This window comes from Anaerolineales bacterium, from assembly GCA_015075725.1.
Classification (GTDB): Bacteria; Chloroflexota; Anaerolineae; order Anaerolineales; family Villigracilaceae; genus Villigracilis.
In genome coordinates this window covers 3,289,878-3,311,595 of sequence record JABTTV010000001.1, presented here as the reverse complement: position 1 = coordinate 3,311,595, position 21,718 = coordinate 3,289,878, and the positions used below count along the sequence as shown (strand labels likewise).

19 protein-coding genes are annotated in these 21,718 nt (G+C 53.2%); 12 read left to right on the top strand and 7 right to left on the bottom strand.

The window, feature by feature from the left end; genetic code table 11:
* From HS100_15965 to HS100_15935, 7 genes are all read right to left on the bottom strand, one after another.
* Positions 1 to 615, bottom strand: a complete 615-nt coding sequence (locus HS100_15965) for a CPBP family intramembrane metalloprotease (protein ID MBE7435411.1) — start codon at positions 613 to 615, stop codon at positions 1 to 3.
* Positions 616 to 622: 7 nt separating this feature from the next.
* Positions 623 to 2,059 carry a hypothetical protein gene (locus tag HS100_15960; protein ID MBE7435410.1) on the bottom strand — a complete coding sequence of 479 codons (1,437 nt, stop codon included), beginning with the start codon at positions 2,057 to 2,059 and terminating at the stop codon, positions 623 to 625.
* A complete protein-coding gene (locus tag HS100_15955) occupies positions 2,056 to 2,556 on the bottom strand; it encodes an SET domain-containing protein-lysine N-methyltransferase (protein ID MBE7435409.1) in 501 nt (166 codons plus the stop codon). The genes HS100_15960 and HS100_15955 overlap by 4 nt, the downstream gene beginning before the upstream one ends.
* A 98-nt stretch (positions 2,557 to 2,654) precedes the next feature.
* Positions 2,655 to 3,479 carry an ABC transporter permease gene (locus tag HS100_15950; GenBank protein MBE7435408.1) on the bottom strand — a complete coding sequence of 275 codons (825 nt, stop codon included), beginning with the start codon at positions 3,477 to 3,479 and terminating at the stop codon, positions 2,655 to 2,657.
* The gene (locus tag HS100_15945) at positions 3,469 to 4,374 is read right to left on the bottom strand and encodes an ABC transporter permease (protein MBE7435407.1); all 906 of its coding nucleotides are present in this window, start codon (positions 4,372 to 4,374) and stop codon (positions 3,469 to 3,471) included. Before HS100_15945 ends, HS100_15950 begins: the two co-directional genes overlap by 11 nt.
* Before the next feature lie 3 nt (positions 4,375 to 4,377).
* On the bottom strand, positions 4,378 to 5,415 hold the full coding sequence (locus HS100_15940) for an ABC transporter ATP-binding protein (protein MBE7435406.1): 1,038 nt from the start codon (positions 5,413 to 5,415) through the stop codon (positions 4,378 to 4,380).
* Between the two features lie 178 nt (positions 5,416 to 5,593).
* Positions 5,594 to 6,781, bottom strand: a complete 1,188-nt coding sequence (locus HS100_15935; protein MBE7435405.1) for an ABC transporter substrate-binding protein — start codon at positions 6,779 to 6,781, stop codon at positions 5,594 to 5,596.
* A gap of 338 nt (positions 6,782 to 7,119) precedes the next feature.
* Between HS100_15935 and HS100_15930 the strand changes: the two genes are divergently transcribed.
* From HS100_15930 to HS100_15875, 12 genes are read left to right on the top strand one after another with little or no spacing between them, the layout of a single operon-like run.
* Complete coding sequence (locus tag HS100_15930) at positions 7,120 to 8,247, top strand: acyl-CoA dehydrogenase (GenBank protein MBE7435404.1); 1,128 nt, start codon at positions 7,120 to 7,122, stop codon at positions 8,245 to 8,247.
* Between the two features lie 5 nt (positions 8,248 to 8,252).
* Positions 8,253 to 11,156: a glycosyltransferase family 39 protein gene (locus HS100_15925; protein ID MBE7435403.1), complete on the top strand. Its 2,904-nt coding sequence runs from the start codon at positions 8,253 to 8,255 to the stop codon at positions 11,154 to 11,156.
* 9 nt (positions 11,157 to 11,165) lie between these two features.
* Positions 11,166 to 12,188, top strand: coding sequence for a glycosyltransferase family 2 protein (locus HS100_15920; GenBank protein MBE7435402.1), 1,023 nt, complete (start codon positions 11,166 to 11,168; stop codon positions 12,186 to 12,188).
* Positions 12,185 to 13,099: a class I SAM-dependent methyltransferase gene (locus tag HS100_15915; GenBank protein MBE7435401.1), complete on the top strand. Its 915-nt coding sequence runs from the start codon at positions 12,185 to 12,187 to the stop codon at positions 13,097 to 13,099. Before HS100_15920 ends, HS100_15915 begins: the two co-directional genes overlap by 4 nt.
* 23 nt (positions 13,100 to 13,122) lie before the next feature.
* Positions 13,123 to 14,154, top strand: coding sequence for a zinc-binding dehydrogenase (locus tag HS100_15910; protein ID MBE7435400.1), 1,032 nt, complete (start codon positions 13,123 to 13,125; stop codon positions 14,152 to 14,154).
* Positions 14,154 to 16,229: a glycosyltransferase family 39 protein gene (locus HS100_15905; protein ID MBE7435399.1), complete on the top strand. Its 2,076-nt coding sequence runs from the start codon at positions 14,154 to 14,156 to the stop codon at positions 16,227 to 16,229. The genes HS100_15910 and HS100_15905 overlap by 1 nt, the downstream gene beginning before the upstream one ends.
* A gap of 3 nt (positions 16,230 to 16,232) precedes the next feature.
* Complete coding sequence (locus tag HS100_15900) at positions 16,233 to 16,646, top strand: hypothetical protein (protein MBE7435398.1); 414 nt, start codon at positions 16,233 to 16,235, stop codon at positions 16,644 to 16,646.
* Positions 16,612 to 18,162, top strand: coding sequence for an acyl-CoA carboxylase subunit beta (locus HS100_15895; GenBank protein ID MBE7435397.1), 1,551 nt, complete (start codon positions 16,612 to 16,614; stop codon positions 18,160 to 18,162). Before HS100_15900 ends, HS100_15895 begins: the two co-directional genes overlap by 35 nt.
* A gap of 54 nt (positions 18,163 to 18,216) precedes the next feature.
* A complete protein-coding gene (accC, locus tag HS100_15890; GenBank protein MBE7435396.1) occupies positions 18,217 to 19,725 on the top strand; it encodes an acetyl-CoA carboxylase biotin carboxylase subunit in 1,509 nt (502 codons plus the stop codon).
* A gap of 60 nt (positions 19,726 to 19,785) precedes the next feature.
* Positions 19,786 to 20,283 (top strand): biotin/lipoyl-binding protein, encoded by a 498-nt coding sequence (locus HS100_15885; protein ID MBE7435395.1) that lies wholly within the window; start codon positions 19,786 to 19,788, stop codon positions 20,281 to 20,283.
* Between the two features lie 2 nt (positions 20,284 to 20,285).
* The gene (gene cyaB, locus HS100_15880; GenBank protein MBE7435394.1) at positions 20,286 to 20,894 is read left to right on the top strand and encodes a class IV adenylate cyclase; all 609 of its coding nucleotides are present in this window, start codon (positions 20,286 to 20,288) and stop codon (positions 20,892 to 20,894) included.
* A gap of 58 nt (positions 20,895 to 20,952) precedes the next feature.
* Positions 20,953 to 21,717 carry an isoprenylcysteine carboxylmethyltransferase family protein gene (locus tag HS100_15875; GenBank protein MBE7435393.1) on the top strand — a complete coding sequence of 255 codons (765 nt, stop codon included), beginning with the start codon at positions 20,953 to 20,955 and terminating at the stop codon, positions 21,715 to 21,717.
* The last annotated feature ends 1 nt before the right edge of the window (position 21,718 follow it).

Here is a 21,718-nt window from a genome sequence, read left to right as displayed (position 1 = left end):
TCACACAACTCCGGCAGAAACAAGGATGATGAACGTGCCGATGAACCAATGGATCAAGAACGGATAAATGAAGGATTTCGTGCGCCACGCCACCCAGCCGAAGGCGAACCCGCCGAAGATGGTGGAGAGTGTTTCGACCTCGGGTTTTCCCAGATGCGCCAGCGCAAACGGCACGGCTTGCAACCATAGCGCTTCATGACCGAATTTACGGGCATAGGCGAACAAAATCCATCCGCGGAAGAAGAACTCCCAGCCGAGCAGGTCGAGGAAGGTCGTCCACGGCAGGCCGGTCACATATTTTTCGTAGTAATTTCGCATCGATTCGTTGCCGTGACCCAGGTAGTATATGACCGGCGCCATAACCAGGATCCCGACGACGGAATAGATCAACCCGAGTTTCCAATCGCCGAGCCGCATACCGAATTCACGGGGGTTTTCGCGGAAGAGGATTAAGGTGATCAGCAACGGAATGACGAGATAGAGCAGGACACGATCGTAGTATTTGTACTCGAATATCTTATGGTAACGGTCGACCATTAATAACAGAGTACTGACGATCGTAACGGTTACGACCTTCCAATCGAAGTTCAGTTTTTCGCCGGTGAGATTTTTCATTTACGTCTCAATAAGGGAAATGGGTCCGGTTCCCGTTCGGACCAAGGATGGCGGCAATTTTATCCGCGTCGCGGTGAAGTTCAATCGCCCAATTGAATAAGAGCAGAAAAATGGCTGTGGAAACCAGGGTCAACGATCTGGCGGAGTGCGTTTTCCAGAAACCTCCCCCTCGAATCAAATCGATCGCATAAGCCCCCAAAAAGGCAAAATAAGGAATCAGCGCAAGATGAAAGCGGTCTTCGGAAAGGATCAAAGCATGCGGAAGGATATAGGTAAAGAACAACAAGCCAAGCAAAATCTTTTGCGGAGAACGTTCGAGGGAGACAAATCCCGCCACGGCAAAGATACTGAGGAAAACGAACGGCAGGAGCAGAATTGCAGAGATAAGAAGCAAAAGAGGCGGTGGAATAAAGCCGAGGATATTATTGGAGTAGAAATACATCAAGACCCGCTTTTCCAAGCCGAAGAAAAAACCGAGGCGGTTGACCGCCAGCGGGATCAGACGCTCAGGCTCTGCGCGGATGAATTCCAGCGCCTTCTGCGTACCGACCGAGTCACGTTCGGCGTCGTCCATGATGGTGAGCAGATCGAGAGAGGGACCAAAGATGAAAGAGCCGTTCCCCTCAGGGTGATAGCCGAGGTAGAGATTGTAGCCGAGCGAGGTCTCGATTCCGGTCAACTTTTGGTGGAGGAGAGAATTACGAACCATCCAGGGGGCGACTATTAAAACAAACGCTAACAGAGCGGTCGCGGTTTTTATCCGATGCAGGTATAACAGGTAAATGAAAACGAAACAGACAAAGGGGATAACGACGGAACGCGTCAGTGCCGTGAGGGCGAGAAAAAAACCGGCAAGCAGATGATTCAAAGCAGAAGGCGTTTCGATGGTCTCGAGCAGGAATAAGAATGATGCCAGGAGGAGAATGAAGAAAAGATTTTCCGTCCCCAGCCCAAGCGGATACACTAGGAGGATGGGATAACAGGCGACCATCCATGCGGAGAGACGTGCGATCTTCTCGGTGGCGGTTCGGAGGAATGAAAAGAAACGTATGGCGACAAGGTATGTCAGAGGGGCAAGCGGAGCTCCAAGCAGAACAACCTGGGCTATTCGTGCGGCAAAAAAACGGGAAAAGTCGAGTCCGCTAAAGGAGTAGATCATCGCAAGAAAAGCGGGATAAAGAGGAGCGCGAAAGGATGTATATATGCCATTTTCCGGGTCGTAACCGGGCGCAGAGGAGAGATCGAAATCAATATACGGTTCGAGAAGCTTGAGGTCTTTCTGCGCGTACCAGCGGAACCCATTCCCGGAGGCGAGGCTGCGCGCCAGCATGTCGTATTGGAACATATCGTCCAAGCCGATGCCGAGGTTCACCGTCAGCAAGACGGGAATCAATCTCAAGATAACCGCAATAAAATAAATTTTAAGGGGGAAGGAAATTTTCATTTCCGCAGTTTTTCGATGCGGCGCGCAAGGTAGGGCGAGAAATAACCTTCGTATTTCAACCAGAGTTCGGTACGTTTCCAGTCGTTCCCCGTCACTTTATGGCGGCAGGTCGGCATGCCGCATTGACAATCGAACTCGTCGTACGGGCCTCCATCAGACATCGCGTAATCGAAGGTCAGTTGCTCCCCGGCTTCGATGTCGCGCATCGCCATCAGCCCGATCTGACCGGTGAATCCCAGGTTCGGCTCACAGGAATGGTTGAAGCAGTCGTTCGGTTCCTTATCTTCAGCGGTCAAGAGATACAATTCTTCGTCGATCTGGATGACGCGCTCCGTAAAACGCGGCATGGACCGGTCCAATTGAGTCTCATGCACGATCGTCCCTCCCCACATGGAGACAAGTTCGCCCTTGGGGATGGGAACAACGGTGTAAACACTGCATCCGCCGCGCGAATTTGTGCGGATTTCGCATTTTGGGTTTAGGTAGGAGTGGGTCATTTCAGGTTCAAGAACAGATCGGAGCGTGGGCCAGTTTCAAGTCCGGGATGAGGCGCGAATCGAGACAGTCCAGCCGACTGTCTCGATAATCCCTCCGGTTATTTCGAATTCCCTTCCGTGTCCGATGAAGAGGCAGTCAACCGTTGGGATAAAAAGATCGGCAGGAAGGTGATCAACATCACGATCATGGCGGCGACATTGGTCACGGGTCTGTCACGCGGGCGGGAAAGTTGGGAGAAGATCCAGATCGGAAGCGTGGTCTGCTGCCCGGCCGTAAATGTCGTGACGATCACTTCGTCGAAGGAAAGTGCGAAGGCAAGCATTCCGCCGGCCAGCAAGGCTGTGGCGATATTCGGAAAAACGACATACCAGAAGGTTTGGAACGAATTCGCTCCAAGGTCCATCGAGGCTTCGATCTGCGAGCCTTGCATCCGGCGGAATCGGGCAAGGACATTGTTATATACAACCACCACACAAAACGTGGCATGACCGATGACGATGGTCCAGAAGGAGAATGGAATGTCGAACCCGCCGATGGCGGTGCGCAACGCAATTCCGGTGACAATGCCGGGCAGTGCGATCGGCAGGACGAGCAGAAAGGATATGGATTCCCGTCCGAAAAAATTGCTTCGATAGACAGCCGCCGCTGCAAGAGACCCAAGAATCAGGGCGGCAAAGGTCGCAATGGCGGCAACCTGCAGCGAAAGTGTGACGGAACGCCACAAGTCGGCCCGTTGGAGCGCGATCCCGAACCACTTGAATGTTATCCCGGGCAAAGGGAACGTATAAGTTGTTTCATCGGGCGTCAGGGTATAGAGGAAGATGATCAGAATGGGGACATGCAGGAATAACAACCCGGCATACGCGGCGATGGTTAGTGCGAGCGGAGCCTTTGGAGTCGAGGATGAAGAATTAGAGGGCATCGAAAGCTCCCATTTTCCGGGCGATCAAGAGGTAGATGATCATGATTACAACAGGACCCATGGTCATGGCGGCGGCAAGCGGAATGTCACCGGCGGTGCCCTGGTAGGAATAAACCGCCTGACCGATAAAGAACTTTGAGTTTCCGAGGCTGAGCGGGATGATGAAATCGCCCAACGTCAGGGAGAAGGTAAAGATAGATCCCGCCACCACGCCGGGAAAGGCAAGCGGAAGAATTACGGTTCGGAAGGTCTGCAGGGGCTTTGCGCCCAGATCGCTGGAGGCTTCCACAAGGGAATGCGGCACGCGTTCCAGCGCAGTCTGAATCGGGATGATCATATAGGGGAGCCAGATATAGGCAAAGACGATGAACATGCCGAGCGGTGAGAGAGCGAGGGACGAACCGCCGATCGCAGGAATGCCGAGCAGCCAATCCAACGCGCCTTGCAATCCCAAAAGGTTGATAAACCATGAAAGGATGCCTTCCTTGGCAAGGATCAGTTTCCAGGCATACACACGAACGAGATAACTTGACCAAAGCGGCAATGTGACGGCGATAATAAGCCAGGTCTTTAGTTTTGGAGGGGTAAAACGGGCGATGTAATACGCGAGCGGAAAGGCGATGATCGCATCCATTACGGTCACCGCGATCGCCATCAATGTGGTGCGGGCAAAAATTTCCAGGTTGGCGGGTTCGAGCGTACGGGCATAGGTACTTAGGGTGAACTCCCGGACGATCAACCCCGTGAATTGCTCGAGATAATAAAAACTGTTGATCAACAGGTTGAAAAGCGAGCCCAGGTACACGATGATCATATACGCAAGGGGAGGACCGAGCGTGAGCCAAAGGACCAGTTTGGGGCGCAGGTACAAATACGTGGAAATCTTATTCAACATGGATCAAGCCGCCATCTTGCTGATGTGCTCTTTACTCCAATGCAGGCGCGTGCGCTGTCCCTTGTTCTTCAACACGTCCATCGAAGTGGACTTGAGATTCTGCTCGATCACCACCAGGTCGCCGCCGCCGTCAAGCTCGACAAGATAACGCGTATACAAACCTAGATAGACCACGTCGCGGATGGTGCCGTCAGAAGAGTAACTATCCGTCGGCGCATTCTCGTGGATGTTTCCGAGGTGGATCTTTTCCGGGCGGATGGAAAAGGTAACGTCCACGCCGATAATGCGTCTGGCCACATCCCCACGGACAAGGTTGGATGTGCCGACAAAACCGGCAACGAAAGCGCTTTTCGGATGCTCATAAATTTCAGCCGGGGTACCGATCTGTTCGATCCTGCCTTGATTGAACAGGGCGATCCGGTCGCTCATGGTCAACGCTTCTTCCTGGTCATGGGTGACGAAAATAAAGGTGATACCCACCCGTTTCTGGATGGCTTTCAACTCCACCTGCATTTGTTGACGAAGCTTGAGGTCCAATGCGCCGAGCGGTTCATCGAGAAGCAAAACCTTGGGGTGATTGATCAGGGCACGGGCAAGCGCGACGCGTTGCCTTTGTCCGCCCGAAAGCTGGGAAGGTTTGCGTCCGCCAAAGCCGGATAGCTGGACGAGTTCCAGCATCTCGTCCACTTTTTTTATCCGCTCTGGCCTGGCAACTTTCTTAACCATCAACCCATATGCGATATTTTCCGACACGCTCATGTGAGGGAAGAGGGCGTAATCCTGAAAGACCGTGTTGACATCGCGGTCATAAGGCGGCAGGTTCGAGACATCCTGCCCGTAAAGAAAGATCTGACCCGCGGTCGGCCTGTCGAATCCCGCGATCATCCTCAAGCAGGTTGTCTTGCCGGAACCGGAAGGACCCAGCATGGAAAAGAATTCGCCGTCGCGGATTTCGAGATCGGCTCCATCCACGGCTTTTACTTCTCCGAAATGACGGCTCACTTTGTCAAACTTGATGGCAGGTGGGGTCTGTTGGGCCATGGGGGAATCCTAATATTTGGAGGGATGGCATTTCATTGTATCAAGGAAAATCTATTGAACTATGCCAATCTTCTAAATCGAAAGAAAATGAGCATAGGTCAATAGACGAATATCGAAACCAGGATCCAGAAAAGCATCAGGCGAGAGACATCCCGCCTGATGCTTTTTCCTATACGAGTTAGCGTCCGCCGATCACGGCAACATACTGGGTAACCCACTCATGGTAGGGTACGCATTCCATGCGGCCGTCACCGCAGTCGCTGGTGGGAGTGCGCCACCACTGGATCTTGTCGAAGTCGTTCAAGCCGTTGTTGACACATCCATCGGCGCCGAGCAGTTCGTTGCCCTCACAGGCATCGAGGCGGACGGGGACATTCTGGAACCATGCCGCCAAGTCACCCTGTACCTTGGGGTTCAAGGACCATTCCATCCACATATAAGCGCAGTTGGGATGCGCGGAATCCACATGCAACATGGTGGTATCCGCCCAGCCGGTCGCGCCTTCCTTCGGAACGACCTTCTCGATCGGCGCGCCGCCAGCCTTTAGCAGGTTCGCCTGGAAGGGCCAGGAGCCGGAAGCCGCAACGCCTTCGTTGGTGAAGTCATCCATCTGGATGAAGGCATCGTGCCAGTAGCGGTTGATGAGGGTGCGCTGTTGGCGGAGCAACTCAATGGCTGCGTCGAACTGTTCGCGGGTCAGAGCGTAGGGATCGGTGATGCCGAGTTCAGGGCGGGCACTCTTCAAGTAGAGGGCGGCATCCGCAACATAGATCGGACCGTCGTAGGCCTGAATGCGTCCCTTGTTGGATTCGCCGTCGGGCAGGGTCATTTCTTCAAAGACTACATTCCAGCTTGTTGGCGGTTCATTGCCAAAGACCTCGGTGTTGTACATCAGGATGTTTTCACCGGAGGAGTAAGGCACCCCGTAATGCTTTCCGTCCACGGTATGCCAGGGCGCGTTTTGCAATCGCTCATCGATCGTGCTGTAACTGGGGATCAGGCTGATATTGATTTCCTGAACGCGTCCGCCAGCGATCAGGCGGTTGGATGCATCGCCGGATGCGGTCACCAAATCGAAGCCGCCCTCGTTCATCAACGCGACCATCTCATCGGAAGTCGCTGCGGTCTTGTTAGTGACGATACAACCGGTGTCCGCCTCGAACTGGGTCACCCAGTCGAAGTTCGGATCGGTTTCACCGCGCTCGATGTAGCCAGCCCATGAAACGATGGAAAGGGCACCCTCACCTTCGCCGACGGACTGCAAAGGACCGCCGGATGCGGCGCCGCCTGCCCCGCCGCCGCACGCGGAGGCCATCAGACTGGCGAGGATCAGGACGCTGAACAATACGAACCACTTTGATTTCATACTCTCTCTCCTTTTGAGTTGAATGGATTCGATTCGACCTGCCATCTGATAAAAAAAATCGCCGCCTTTTCGGAACCCAATTTAATTGTCTGATATCCGAAACTGACAGCGCGACGATGACATATGTCGAAGTTTGCGGATTATAACTTGTTTGTTAACGCCGTCAATATGAAAATTCCGATACCGACAGCCGCCTCTCCCCCGCCCGGACCTGCTCCCGCGCTCCGATGTTTTCCTACGCTGAATCCCCCATCCACGCATCACGGTATAATTCCTGCACCTAACCGGAGGAACCTGTGACCGATCTTCCAATCTTTCCCCTGACCGACGAGCACAAAATGTTGCGAGATGCCGCGCGCGATTTTGCGCAAAAAGAGATCGCGCCAATCGCCGCCGAATTCGATGAAAGCGGCGAGTTCCCTCAGGCAACCATCAAAAAGATGGGCGAATTGGGTTTCATGGGCATCGAAATTCCCGAACAATACGGCGGTGCGGGCATGGATGCCTTGGCTTATGTACTGGCGCTCGAGGAAATCTGCAAGGTGGACGCTTCGCACGGCGTGATCATGTCGGTGAACAACTCCCTTTATTGTCATGGCATTCTAAAATTCGGCTCGGAAGACCAGAAGAAAAAATTCCTGACCCCCATTGCCTCCGGCAAAGCCATCGGAGCATACTCCCTTACCGAACCCCAAAGTGGATCCGACGCCGGGACGATGCGCAGCCGCGCTGTCCGTGATGGAGATTATTACATTCTGAATGGACGCAAATCCTGGGTCACCAGCGGACCCGTCGCTGATTATTTCGTCGTTTTCACAATGACCGACCCGGACAAAAAACAAAAAGGTGTTTCTGCCTTTCTCGTGGAAGGGAAAACGCCGGGTTTGACCCGCGGAAAGAAAGAGCCGAAACTGGGCATCCGCGCTTCAGCGACCAGCGAATTGATCTTTGAAGATTGTCGCGTCCCTGCCGAAAACCTGCTCGGCAAAGAAGGGGAAGGATTTAAAATTGCCATGACGGTTCTGGACGCAGGAAGAATTGGAATCGCCACCCAGGCATTGGGCATCGCCGAAGCGGCTTATGAAGCGGCAAGAGAATATGCGGGGCAGCGCGAAGCGTTCGGTCAGCCCATCGGTCAATTCCAGGGAACCGGCTTCAAACTTGCGGATATGAAAACGCGCATCGAAGCCTCCCGCTTGTTGATCTACAATGCCGCTCTTGCAAAAGAGAAGTCGAAGGGAACCGAAGGCAGGTATTCGCTGGAAGCTTCCATGGCAAAGTTATTTGCATCTGAGACAGCAATGTACGTGACCCATCAGGCGGTGCAGATTCATGGCGGCATGGGCTACAGCAGGGAACTGCCCGTGGAGCGGTATTTCCGCGATGCGAAGATCACGGAGATCTATGAAGGGACCAGTGAGATTCAAAGGCTGGTCATTTCAAGGCTTGAATTGGGAATGAAATAAGAGTTATGGAAATCACCCCTTTCTGGTCTTTGGCTCCAACTCTCGTGGCGCTGGTAGTCAGCCTGGTTCTGTTGGGTGTGGCGCGCCGCTCCAGGTGGAGAGATCCAATTGAGGCTGAAATCCCCAATGCTGAAATCCAGGTCGACCCCACGCCCATCTTAATAGATTTCAATACCAAGTTCCGCTCCTTTCTGAAGACATACAACCGCGAACTGATGTTTGCAGGCGTAATCCTTGGGGTTTTGATCTATGCCCTGGTTTCCGCTCCCGTACAAATGACCGGCGAGACCCCAAAAACACCCGGCGCGCCGGGAAGCCCGTTCTTCTTCGTACACTGGCAGCGAAATCATTTGCTGCTTTTTTACCACGAGACGGCCACAACAAGCAATCTGCTGACGGGTCTGTTCGTGTTGGGTCTGGCAGTCTTCGCATTGATAAAACGCTCGCCTCAAAAAGCAAAAACCTCCCTGCTATGGAGTTGCCTGGCGTTGGCTGGTAGCGCTCAATGGATGGTGTCGGGTCAAGTCCAGTTATCCCTGGGCATTGCGTTTTATCTCCTAGCAGCAGGCGGATTCCTTTTTTGGAGTTTGATCAACAACCGCGATCTATCCGCAGACATCGACGGACCGCACTCCCTTTCAAAAAACCGGGAGGTGGTCCTGGTCCTTCTGATCCTCGCTCTCGCCACATTCGGGCGCATGTTCGAATTGAAACTCCTTCCCTATGGGATCGAAGGCGATGAGGCAAAATGGACGGCGGAGGTGGTGTGGCTTGGGTTGCGCGGCGAACCCGACTCGAACGGTCTGTATCACCGCGACGCCCTGCCGGTCAGTTTTTACATGCAAACCATCTTTCATCGCCTGCTGGGACCCTCGCTCTTTGCGGCAAGGTTTGAGGTCGCATTTTTCAGCATTTTCGGCACCTTCATCTTTTATCTGCTCCTCCGGCGCATTGGAGCCATGCCGATAGCGCTCCTTGCATCCTGGCTTCTCAGCGCATCCATATTCGATATCAGCGCCAGCCGCCTGGCAAATGTGGAAAGCCATGTAAAGATCTGGCCCCTTCTGGCTTTGGCTCTATTGAGTTGGGCGCTTGATAAAAAACATTGGACAAATTATGCCATCGCCGGGGTCGCGCTTGCGCTTGGTCTCATGACTTACGATACGGTATGGCCGCTCGGTCTGGTGATGCTGATCATCACGATCATTGAGGCGATTCGTCAGAAAGACGATTTCCGCGACGGTTTTCGTAACGTCATGGCAATGCTTACGCCCGCCCTGCTCGTCATGCCGTTCATCGTCCCTTATATGACAGGCAGGCTCAATTATTACGAACTCGACAGCCGGGGCTGGGACAAGGGATTTGAGATTTTTTGGGAACATTTCCAGCGCGTTTTCTCGAGCTGGTATGTGCATCTCTCCGAAGATTTTCTTTACAATCGAAATGGACCGCTGCTCAACGCATTTCTCCTTCCATGGATGACATTTGGATTCATCGCCCTGTTGGCAACCCTGCGGCGGCGGCTCTCTCTCTGGTCCGTGATCTGGGTGCTCCTGTTCATCTTCCCAGTCCCGATAGTCGCTCATTCCCCATTTGGTCGCGTGTATTACCCTGCATTGCCCGCTATTTATATTCTCGTTGCCGTAGGCATGTACGTGTTTAGCCGTGAATCTCTCCGCGCATTGGGAAGGAACTTCCAACCAGTTGTGGCAGCGGTGTCCTTGGCGGTTTTGATCTGGCTTCCCATCTTCAATCTCTTCATCTATTTCAACGAAGTATTCGACTTCGCAGATCGCCAGATGCGGCGCGAAGTGGCGGAAATGGCAGGTGAAGTTGCCAGCGAAGATAATCTCATCGTGCTCGCGTCCGTTCCACAGGCGAACGAGGCGCTGAATAACGAATATCAAATGATCGAATTGTTCATGATGAAGAATCTCTCTCACGAACAGATCAGCGACTCGTACAAGAATGTTGCGCTGGAGGAAATTCTTCCGAATCTAAGTTCGATGAGCGACCGGTCATCCCGCTCCATCATCCTGGATAAACAGACCCTGAACGACAGGCAAAAACGCGACGACCTGACAGCAGCCCTCCGTAAATGTTACCCGGGAGCCGGATGGCTGGATGGCGTATATTTTTATCGGGTCGACCTGGATGCCGACGCGCTCGATAATCCCGCCTGCATCAGCACCGTATTGACTCTTGAGGAGAAATCCCCGGCGCTTTTCAATTGGGAGTTGTCGCAAGGGTCAGCGAATCGAGTTTCGATGGCATGCGAAACCTTGCAGATCGACCGTACCTGGATTGAAGCTGAAACTCTCAATCCTGCCCCGGGCTGGCAGACGGAAACCTCCTTCGCGAACGGCTGGCTGGGCGAAGGCTTCCTAATGGATAATTACAACAGCCAACCAACTCTCTTCGATTTCGAAGTCACCGAAGAAAAACCCGTTTATATCTGGGTTCGTTCCTACAAACGGGTCGTGGACAACTCTCCCGGGTTCATCAGCATGAACGGCGAGGCGTACCCATTCGGCGACATCGACGACGAAAAAATCAATGAATGGGTCTGGGAGCGGTTGGGTCCTTTCCATGCACCTACAGGTCTCAATACCGCCGCCATAAACCGGCCCTTTAACGACGATCCGTCGACTTTCATGGCGGTCTTCGTCGATGTCGTAGCGGCAACGACGGATGAGGATTTTTCTCCGACAGCGGACAGTTTTTCACCCTTGCCCGTTCAATCGTACACATTTCCCGCAGAAAAAAGCGAAGGCGATATCATCATCCAAATGGAGCCGGGAACTTATCGTTGTACGCTTGAGGCGGTCAGCCGCGAAGTCCCGATCGTGGATTCTTTCGGGAAGACACCGGTGCGCTCGAATTCGATCGAATTCACCATCAAGCCCTGAAATTCCCAAATGTCTAAATCCCAAACAAGAAAAACCATCCGCCTATCGATCATTGTGCCGGCTTATAACGAAGGTTCGCATATCTACGAGAACCTGCTCGCCATTTGCGACACTTTGAAAGGGCGATACGCAGAGATCATCGTGGTCGATGACGGTAGTACAGATGCAACACTCGCGGAATGCAAACGCGCTGCAAAAGTCCGCCGCAATATAAAACCGATCCGGCTGCAGAAGAATGAAGGCAAAGGCGCATCTTTGTTTCGCGGTTTTGCCGAAGCACGCGGAGAATCTATCGTATTCTTCGATTCCGATCTCGAGATCGCCCCCCTTTACATAGTAAAATTGCTCGCCGCCATGCAGGAACAGGACGCCGATGTGGTCGCCGGAGTAAAAGACCAGGCAATCAACCGCTTCCCCGCTCCGCGCAGGATGATGAGCGCGCTTTACCGTAATACAGTGAAACTACTTTTCGATCTTAGTATTACAGACACGCAGACCGGCATCAAAGCGTTCAAACGGGAAGTGCTGGAGAATGCCATCCCGCGCATGAGCGTCAGCCGGTTCGCCTTCGATCTCGAATTGCTTGTCGCTGCCTCTCGGTTTGGTTACAAGATCGTGGAATACCCCGTCGAGGTTTCCTACGTCCGTAAAGGTGGCATGGGACGCATGAAGTTCGGTTCCCTATTCGCCACGTTTATCGACACGTTGAAAATTTATTTTCGCGCAAGTTTCTGGCGATGGCTCGAACCAAGCGCAGGCACTCAATTTTGGATGATCTTCTTTGTATTGGGTGTTTTCCTTGCAGGTATCGGCTTTGCAAAGATCCTCTCGCCCGTCATTCTTCAGCCTGCGCTTGACAAGGTGTCGTATATCATCTTCCTTCGGTTCATCCCCGCCGCCATCCGCGACCCGATGCTGGCATTGGCGGGTGTGCTGATCGTCCTGGTCTCACTGATCCAGTTGAATAAAAGCCTGTTGAAGGCATTCGCCCGCAAAGACCGCGGCGACCTTGCAGGCATCCTTCGAAAATGACCTACACCGCCTCTTCCCCCGACCTCGAAACTGCCGCCTGCCCAATCTGCGGACCTTCCGCCTCAGCAGTCACCCGCTATGACTTTAACCCGTACAGAGTCGTCGCCTGTTCCACGTGCGGATTGAATTACCTCTCACCCCGGCTCACAGAAACGGCGATCCTCAACCTGTATAAAGATGAAGCCTATTACAACTCTAACATATCAGGTCAGGGATATGACGAGTATATGGAGATCAGCGATAATTGGGTAAAGACCTTCAGGTTACGGCTCAAGCAAATCGCCCCCTACAAATCATCGGGCAAGGCATTGGACATCGGCTGCGGTCCGGGGTTTTTCCTCACCGCCGCCCAACGTATGGGATTCGATGTCTATGGGCTCGACCCATCCGATTACATTGTGACACAGGCGCAAAAGACATGGGGCGACCGGGTCAAGCTCGGCTTGATCGATTCTGCGGGATACGCGCCTGAAATTTTCGACCTCGTTGTTGCATTCGACACGTTCGAGCATATCTATGAACCAAAGAAATTCCTTCAGGAGATCCATCGAATTTTGAAAACCGGGGGCGTGCTTGCCATCACCACCCCCGACCCGACAAGCGCGCTCGCAAAAGTATCCGGAAAAAATTGGGTGTCGTTCAAGCTGCCGGAGCATGTCTTCTATTGGTCGCCGGAGACAATTCGCAGAATCCTTGGAGAATGTTTCGAAGTCCTGGAAGTCCGCCGTGCAGGACAATATGCAACCCTGGGATTTTTATTCCGGCGGTTTTTCCGGTTAAGCAGCAACCCCGGCAGATTTCTGAACGGATTGATCAGCCTCTTGAATAAATTCAGCATTTACTCCGATAATGGGTCGATAACCGCAATTGCGCAAAAGAAATCCATTCTGCAGGTTGAGCCTCAAGCATGACGAAAATGAACGGGTAGATCAAAATGAAAGCAATTCTCTTCCATAAGCACGGTGGTCCGGAAGTCCTGGAATACAGCGACTTCCCCTCTCCCCAACCCAAACCTGGCGAAGCGCTTATCAAACTTCACGCTGCGGCTCTCAACCGCATGGACGTTTTTGTCCGCAATGGCTGGCCCGGCTTGAAGCTGGAACTCCCCCATATCAACGGCGCGGACGGGGCGGGAGAAGTCGTTGAATTAGGGGAAGGCGCATCTGGTTTTACGGTCGGCGATCACGTCGTCATCAACGCCAATCTCGGCTGCGGTGAATGTGATTTCTGTAAGTCCGGGCGCGATAACCTGTGCAGAAACTGGCATTTACTCGGCGAAACCGTGCGCGGAACGTATGCAGAATACATTTCGCTTCCCGTCCGCCAACTTTATAAACTGCCGAAAGATTATGACTATCATCTCGCGGTCAGCGCCGCGCTGGTATATCAGACCGCCTGGCATTCGATGGTCAAACGTGGGGAGGTCAAGGCCGGGGAAATAGTGGCAATCGTCGGCGCGGGAGGAGGCGTGAATTCAGCTTCGGTCCAGGTTGCCAGATATCTAGGCGCAAAGGTCATCGTCATCGGCTCGAATTCAAAGAAACTCGAACAGGCAAAATCCATTGGTGCGGATATTGTGATCGACAGATCGCAGGTAGAAGATTGGTCGAAAGCGGTTTTTCTTGCGACGGACAAACAGGGTGTTGATGTGGTGGTGGATAACATCGGAACGACATTCCCCCTAAGCTTCCGCGCGCTGAAAAAAGGCGGGCGTTTACTGACCGTGGGCAACAGCGGGGGACCACGCTTCGAGATCGACAACCGCTACGTCTTTGCAAAACACCTTTCCATCATCGGTTCGACCATGAGCACGCTGGCGGATTTTTCAGAAGTGATGGACTTGGTGGTCGCGGGGAAACTCCAACCCATTCACGACAAGACCTTTCCGCTGAAGGAAGCGGGTGCCGCTCAGAAGCGACTTTGGCAGGGGGAAAACTTCGGAAGGATCACTCTCGCCATTTCCTGATGAAGAAATTTTTCGAACTCTTCGCGCCTTTCGAAATTGCGCTCGTCACCGTCATTTTGGGGCTTCACTTATATGCGGCGGCGGCCGATCCGTACGCCTTTCCGAATCATTGGTTCGTGCGCGACGATGCCTACTACTATTTCAAGGTTGCCCAGAATATCTCTGAAGGTCATGGCAGCACGTTCGACGGCATCAATATCACCAACGGCTATCATCCGTTGTGGCTTCTGGTTTGCATCCCGGTCTTTGCTCTCGCGCGATTTGATATCGTTCTGCCTTTACGCGTCCTGTTGGTTGTCATCGCGATCATCCACTCAGCGACTTCCATCATTATTTATCGCCTGATCCGGAAGCATCTTTCTCATGCAGCCGCCATCGCTGCGGCGATCTTCTGGTCTTTCAATTCCTATATTCACGCCACAGTCTACGAAATGGGTCTGGAAACGCCTATCGCCGCTTTTTTTGTTTTGCTGACCATTTACCATCTTTCCAAATACGAAGGCGAATGGCGAGCAACCAATATTCCTATAAGTCGATTCGCGGGTCTCGGTCTCGTTGCCGCGCTGGCAATGTTCAGCCGCCTCGATCTGGTGTTCTTCGCAGCTCTCACCGGTATTTGGGTCGTTTTCCGCGGCTCTCCCATTCGATATTATCTCCCCATCGACATTGCGATCATTTTCATATCGATGACCAGCTCTGTGCTCCTGCGGACCGGTTTCGAATCTTACAATACGATTTACGCGTCATCGGCGCTCGAGGCGACTCTCATCGCGCTATTGTTCAAGACTATTGCGTTGTATTTCTTTGGCGCGTATCGGCATCCTCGTTCGGCTTCCATCCGGATCGCGCTCCGTCAGATCATGATTGCCACAATCGCAAGCACGGCTCTGACCACAGGAATATACATTCTGTTCGTTCAACTGGGATTGGGAAGGAATTTCCCCCGCTCTGCCTTCCTCATCGATTTTGCCGTCAGCCTGACCCTCTTCTCCGCCTCCCGCCTCGCCGCATACTGGTTCACCACTCCCGGCATTTCCCACGCCGACTCTCCAATGATCCAACTTAAGTCGAATTGGAAAACCTGGTTGCAGGCGGGTTCGGCATATTACGGTATCGTCGGCGGATTGCTTCTAATTTACATGGTCGTCAATCGGATCGCCTTTGGCACATCCAGCCCGGTCAGCGGGCAGATCAAACGCTGGTGGGGCAGCATGGGCAATACGGCATACGAGAAACCTGCATTTAATTGGCCCACATATTTTGGTTTGGGTCCGGCGGCATACGACAGCGGACAACCGTTTACGGAGATCATCTGGTATCTCACAGATAAATTACGCCCACACTTCATCCGCGGAGCGGATATGGAGACGGAACGCTTTTTCACAATTCTCTCCATTTCTGCCGCGATCTGGCTGGCTGTCATCCTACTTAACACACATCGGACGAAGCAGGCGTTTACGAATCTTGCCATCGGTCCCCTTTTCGCTGCCTGCGTTGTTCAAATCCTCTCCTATACTGCCACATCCTACGGAGGCGCGAAGGAATGGTATTGGATCGGGCAGATGATCCTGCTCACGCTGGTCATAAGCCTGTTCATCGACCTGATCTTAAAACCCTTGCGTCGCATCAAATACGCCAATCTCGTCCTCATTTTGGCGGCTGTCGTTTACGGCACGTTGGCAACTGCCAAATTCTGGCGGTTTATTGAATACGCCATGCCTCACGGCAGATATGAAGCAGACCGCCCCTTAATGGAAGTCGTGGCGTATATCGAAGCCAACACTTCGGAAAACGAGATCATAGGCATGACCGGAGGTGGAAATGTCGGTTATTTCATTAAAGATCGCACCATCGTCAACATGGACGGGCTGATCAATAGTTACGAGTATTTCCATGTCCTGCAAAACGGCGACGCTCCGTTATATCTTCGCGAGCGCGGTATGACGGTCATCTTTGCCAATCCGCGCCTCCTTGCACTGCCCCCCTATTATGGACAGTTTGCACCCTTCCTCGAGCGATACAGCAGTTTCGGAGGCAAGGACCTGCTATATCTTCTGGAAGAACCGAAGTATTAGATGATGAAACGAGCCGTTCCAGTAACCCTCACCCTTTGGCTGGTGTTAACTCTAGCAATATGGAACGCCGTGCAGGCATGGACATCCATCTCCTGGCGGGAGGTGCTGCTGGAATATGCAGTTCGACAGCCTCTAATGGTCGGAATCTTTGCGGGGGGATTCTGGTTCATAATAGGTCTTGTTCTCGCCTGGGGCATCTGGCGGGACAAGGCTTGGAGCACAAAACTGCTTCCAGTGGCTGCGGCTGGATATATTTTCTGGTATTGGGTCGAAAGGCTCCTCTGGCAGAATCCGCGGCCAAATGCACCGTTCGTTGTCGTGATACATATTGCATCGGCTATTCTCATTTATTATTCCCTCAAATCAATGTCGAGAGAGGCATATGAAAGAAACACCGAAAATCAAAAAACTGAATGACCTGAAAGCGCAATCGCGCCTGGGCGGCGGGGAAGCTCGCATCGAAGCGCAGCACAAGAAGGGGCGCCTGACCGCGCGCGAACGACTCGACCTTTTATTGGATCGCGGCTCTTTTCGTGAAGTGGATCCCTTCGTCGTACACCGCACCCATGACTTCAACCTGGACGAGCAAAAATTCATGAGCGACTCTGTCGTGACCGGCTGGGGCACCATCGACGGCAGGCTCGTTTATGTCTACTCACAGGATTTCACTGTTTTTGGCGGCAGTCTCGGCGAGGTTCACGCCGAAAAAATATGCAAGATCATGGACATGGCGATGAAGAACGGCGCGCCCATCATTGGCTTGAACGACTCAGGCGGGGCGCGGATCCAGGAAGGAGTCGTCTCCCTGGCAGGCTATGCGGATATATTTCTACGCAACACCATGTCCTCCGGGGTCATCCCGCAAATCTCCGCCATCATGGGACCTTGCGCAGGCGGAGCCGTCTATTCCCCAGCGCTGACCGATTTCATCTTTATGACCCGCAACACATCCTACATGTTCGTCACTGGACCGGATGTCGTAAAAGCCGTGACACATGAAGAAGTTACCCAGGAGGAACTGGGCGGCGCAAGTGTGCATTCGGAAAAATCAGGCGTCTGCCATGTGGCCGCAGATAACGAAGCGGATACGCTTTACCTCATCCGTAAACTGCTCAGCTACCTGCCCCAAAACAACATGGAAGATGCGCCTCTCACCCCCAGCCTCGATGATCCTCTGCGAATGGATGAAGCGCTCAACACGATGATCCCCGATGACCCGAACAAACCGTACGATATCAAGGAAGTCATCCGCCTCATTGTGGACGACGGGAAATTCTTCGAAATTCATGAAAACTATGCCGCCAATATTGTTGTGGGCTTTGCACGCCTTGGCGGACATTCCGTGGGGATCGTTGCAAACCAGCCCGCCGTCCTCGCCGGGGTGCTCGATATCGACGCGAGCGAAAAGGGCGCGCGCTTCGTCCGCTTTTGCGACGCATTCAACATCCCCATCATCACGTTCGAAGATGTTCCCGGATTCCTGCCCGGCATGTACCAGGAACATAATGGGATCATCCGGTCCGGCGCAAAGCTGCTGTACGCCTATTGCGAAGCGACCATTCCCAAGCTCACGGTGATCACCCGCAAGGCATACGGAGGCGCGTACTGCGTCATGTCTTCCAAACATATCCGCAGCGACTTGAATCTTGCCTGGCCAACAGCCGAGATCGCTGTGATGGGTCCGGACGGCGCTGTCAACATCATCTTCCGCCGCGAACTGGATGTGGCGGTCGATCCGGTCAAACGCAAGGCGGAGTTGGTGGCGGAGTACAAGGAAAAGTTCGCGAATCCATATGTGGCGGCTTCGCGCGGCTATATCGACGATGTGATCGAACCAAAAGAGACCCGCCCCCGCCTGATCAATGCGCTTGCAATGTTGGGCAACAAGCGCGATGGGAATCCCGCGAAGAAGCACGGCAATATCCCCCTTTAGCGATTACGTATCGCGGTTTACAGTATTCACAATACGTAATTCAAAAGGAGCCTTATGTTCAAAAAAGTTCTGGTTGCAAACCGAGGCGAGATCGCCGTCCGCATTCTTCGCGCCTGCCGTGAACTCGGACTCGAGACCGTCGCCGTCTTTTCGGAAGCAGACCGCAACGCGCTGCATGTCCGCTATGCGGATGAAGCCTACCTGCTCGGTCCGGCGCCTTCACGGGAATCATATCTCCGAATGGATAAGATCCTTGATATCGCAAAACGCGCCGGTGCAGACGCGATCCATCCCGGCTACGGATTCCTCGCCGAGCGTGAAGACTTCGCCGCGAAATGCGCCGAGTTGAAAATTGCGTTTATCGGTCCCAAGCCCTCGTCCATCGCAGCGATGGGAGATAAAGCGGAAGCGCGCGCCACGGTCATCAAAGCCGGTGTTCCGGTTGTGCCCGGAACGGAAGATGTGGGCAACTTGACAGACGATGATCTGTTAGGTGTCGCCCCAACCATCGGTTTCCCGCTTCTCATCAAGGCGACGGCGGGGGGTGGCGGAAAAGGCATGAGAGAAGTCCGAAGCCTGGAGGAAATGCCAGGCTTGCTCCGGTCAGCGAGGCGCGAGGCGGAATCCGCGTTCGGCGATGGAAATGTCTATCTCGAAAAACTGGTCGAAGGCGCGCGTCATATCGAATTTCAGATCATGGCCGATTCGCTCGGGAATGTGATCCACCTCGGTGAGCGCGAATGTTCGATCCAACGCCGTCATCAAAAACTTGTGGAGGAGGCGCCATCGCCATTCCTTGACGATGAATTGCGTGAACAGATGGGAAATGTCGCCGTCAAAGCCGCGCAGGCGGTGGATTACATCAATGCGGGCACGATCGAATTCCTTGTCGATAAAGATCGGAATTTTTACTTTCTCGAAATGAACACCCGTCTTCAAGTGGAACATCCGGTGACCGAGTTGGTCACCGGCATCGATATCGTTGCCGAACAATTGCGCATCGCGCGCGGACGGCCTTTAAGTTACGCACAGGAACAGGTCCGCTTCAACGGTCACGCAATCGAGTGCCGTGTGAACGCGGAAGATCCCTTCAACAATTTCATCCCATCCACAGGGCGCATCACGCACAGCATTTTGCCGACAGGTCCGGGTATCCGCGTGGATACTGGCGTGTATCCCGGCTTCGAAATCACACCGTATTACGACCCGATGATCGCCAAACTGATCGTCTGGGGCGAAACGCGCGCCCAGGCAATCCTGCGGATGCGACGCGCGTTGGAGGAATATCGTATCGTGGGTGTGCGCACGAACATCCCCTTCCATCAAACTCTGATGGATTCACATCGGTTCATGGGCGGGCAGTTCGACACACGTTTTGTCGAGGAGCGCTTTTCGATGGAAGGCGCATCCGAACAAAGCGACGAGCAGGTGGAGATTGCCGCCATCCTCGCCACGCTGGTCGCCCACAAGGAAACCGAACGCGCCGCACAGATCGTCCGCGGCAACGAACGGGACGCAAGCAACTGGAAATGGGTCGGGCGTTGGGAAAGAATGCACAGGTAACTATCAGGTGACAGTCACTTTGGAAGTGACTGTCACCTCGCGCAATTGCGAGGCTTAATCATGAAATATGTGACGACAATCGAAGGCAAGGAATTCCAGATCGAGATCGTGGATGAGCATCACGTGCGCGTGGGCGACCGCCTGCTGGCTGTGAATTTCGAATCGGTCAGCGGGCAGCCCGTCTATTCGCTGATCCTCGACGGAAAATCATTCGAGTCCTATGTATCCCCCGGCGATGAAGATTGGCAGGTGCTTCTGCGCGGGCATCTCTTTCAGGTAAAGGTCGAGGATGAACGGGAGAAACGGCTCAAAGCGGCGGCTGGAGGCGGTCTCGCAGAAGGAGGCGAGTTCCAACTCAGAGCGCCTATGCCCGGGCTGGTGGTTGCGATTCCGGTGGCTGAAGGCGAGGAGATCAAGAAAGGGCAGGTCATGGTCATTCTAGAATCCATGAAGATGCAGAATGAATTGAAAGCACCGCGCGACGGCAAGGTGGACCGCATCCGCGTGAAGCCCGGCGAAAGCGTCGAGCAAAAACAAACATTGTTGAGCCTGCACTAACGATGAACGGACGGGAAACCGAAGTCAAGTTTTACGTGCGAGATCTGAAACGCATCGAAATGCGCCTTCTTGAATTGGAGGCGCGTTTGATTCAAGAAAGGATACACGAGATCAATTACCGCTTCGACGATTCGAATGGCGGACTCAGAAAAACAGGAAAGGTCCTGCGGCTGCGAAAGGATTTGGAAGCAAAGTTCACCTTCAAGGGACCGGGGGAGGTAGGCGGTGATGGTATTCTCAGCCGCAAGGAAATCGAATTTTCCGTCGAAAGTTTCGATGGGGCATTGGAATTTCTGGAATCGCTTGGTTTTACACCGATATTGTTCTATGAAAAATTTCGCGCGACCTACGAACTGGACGGCGTCCACATCATGCTCGATGAGTTGCCATATGGCAGTTTCGTCGAGATCGAAGGCGAGGATGTCTCTGCGCTGCGTGAAATTGCCGGTTTGCTGGGTCTGAACTGGGAGGCCATTGTCAGGGCAGGCTATCACGTTCTATTCGATAGGGTAGCGGAAAAATATCAACTTGATCCAAGTCAGTTGAGTTTTGAAGCGCTCAAAAATGTCCACATCGCCGGGGATGATATGTCCATCATTCCAGCGGATTAAGAGAATCTTCCATTTGACATCCCTGCCAGGCGGGCTATACTGAAAGCAGGAGATTCTTATGCGCATCGATGGCTTCGACAAGCTGGCCCGGCATGTCCCCGAGCTAAACTCCACAGGCGGGAGCGCTAAGATAGCCGCATATTTCATCGGCGTTTTTACGCTCACGACGATCTATTTCATCCTCACAGACCAAATCCCCACCTGGACGCTCGACAGCCAGATCGTCGTCATGGCGTTGGGATATCTCATCCTCAGCCGCTTCTTCACCCAAAAGAAAAAACTCATCGAAAAACACGGGGAGAATGCCTACCGCCACGCCTTCGGCAAATACGCCCTACCCGGGCTTGCGATCATCTTTGCCGCTCTTGCTCATATTGCTTATATGAACGGACCCAAGTTCACCCAGCCTTTAATCGCCGCTATTTTCAACTGGGCAGGCTGGATATTTATCATCATCGGCGCGATATTGGCGGCTCGATCTGTTTACACCTTTGGCCTGGATAATGTCACCATGGTTTATGTTTATCATCCAGAGCAGGGTCAAATCGTCCGTACCAGCATATACAGCATCATCCGTCATCCCGTCTACGGCGGAGTATTGCGCCTTGCCATTGGAATGGCTTTGCTTAACGGGGGCATCTATCCCATCACATTCATTCTAATTCTGCCATTGCTCGTGTTTGGCTGGCTGAGACTGGTGGAAGAAAAGGAATTGATCGAGCGCGTCCCGGAGTATGCTGAGTATCGAAAGCGCGTCCCCGCCTTCTTTCCATATCCAAATCAACTATCCGTTTTTTTCAGATTCCTGATTACTGGAAAATGAC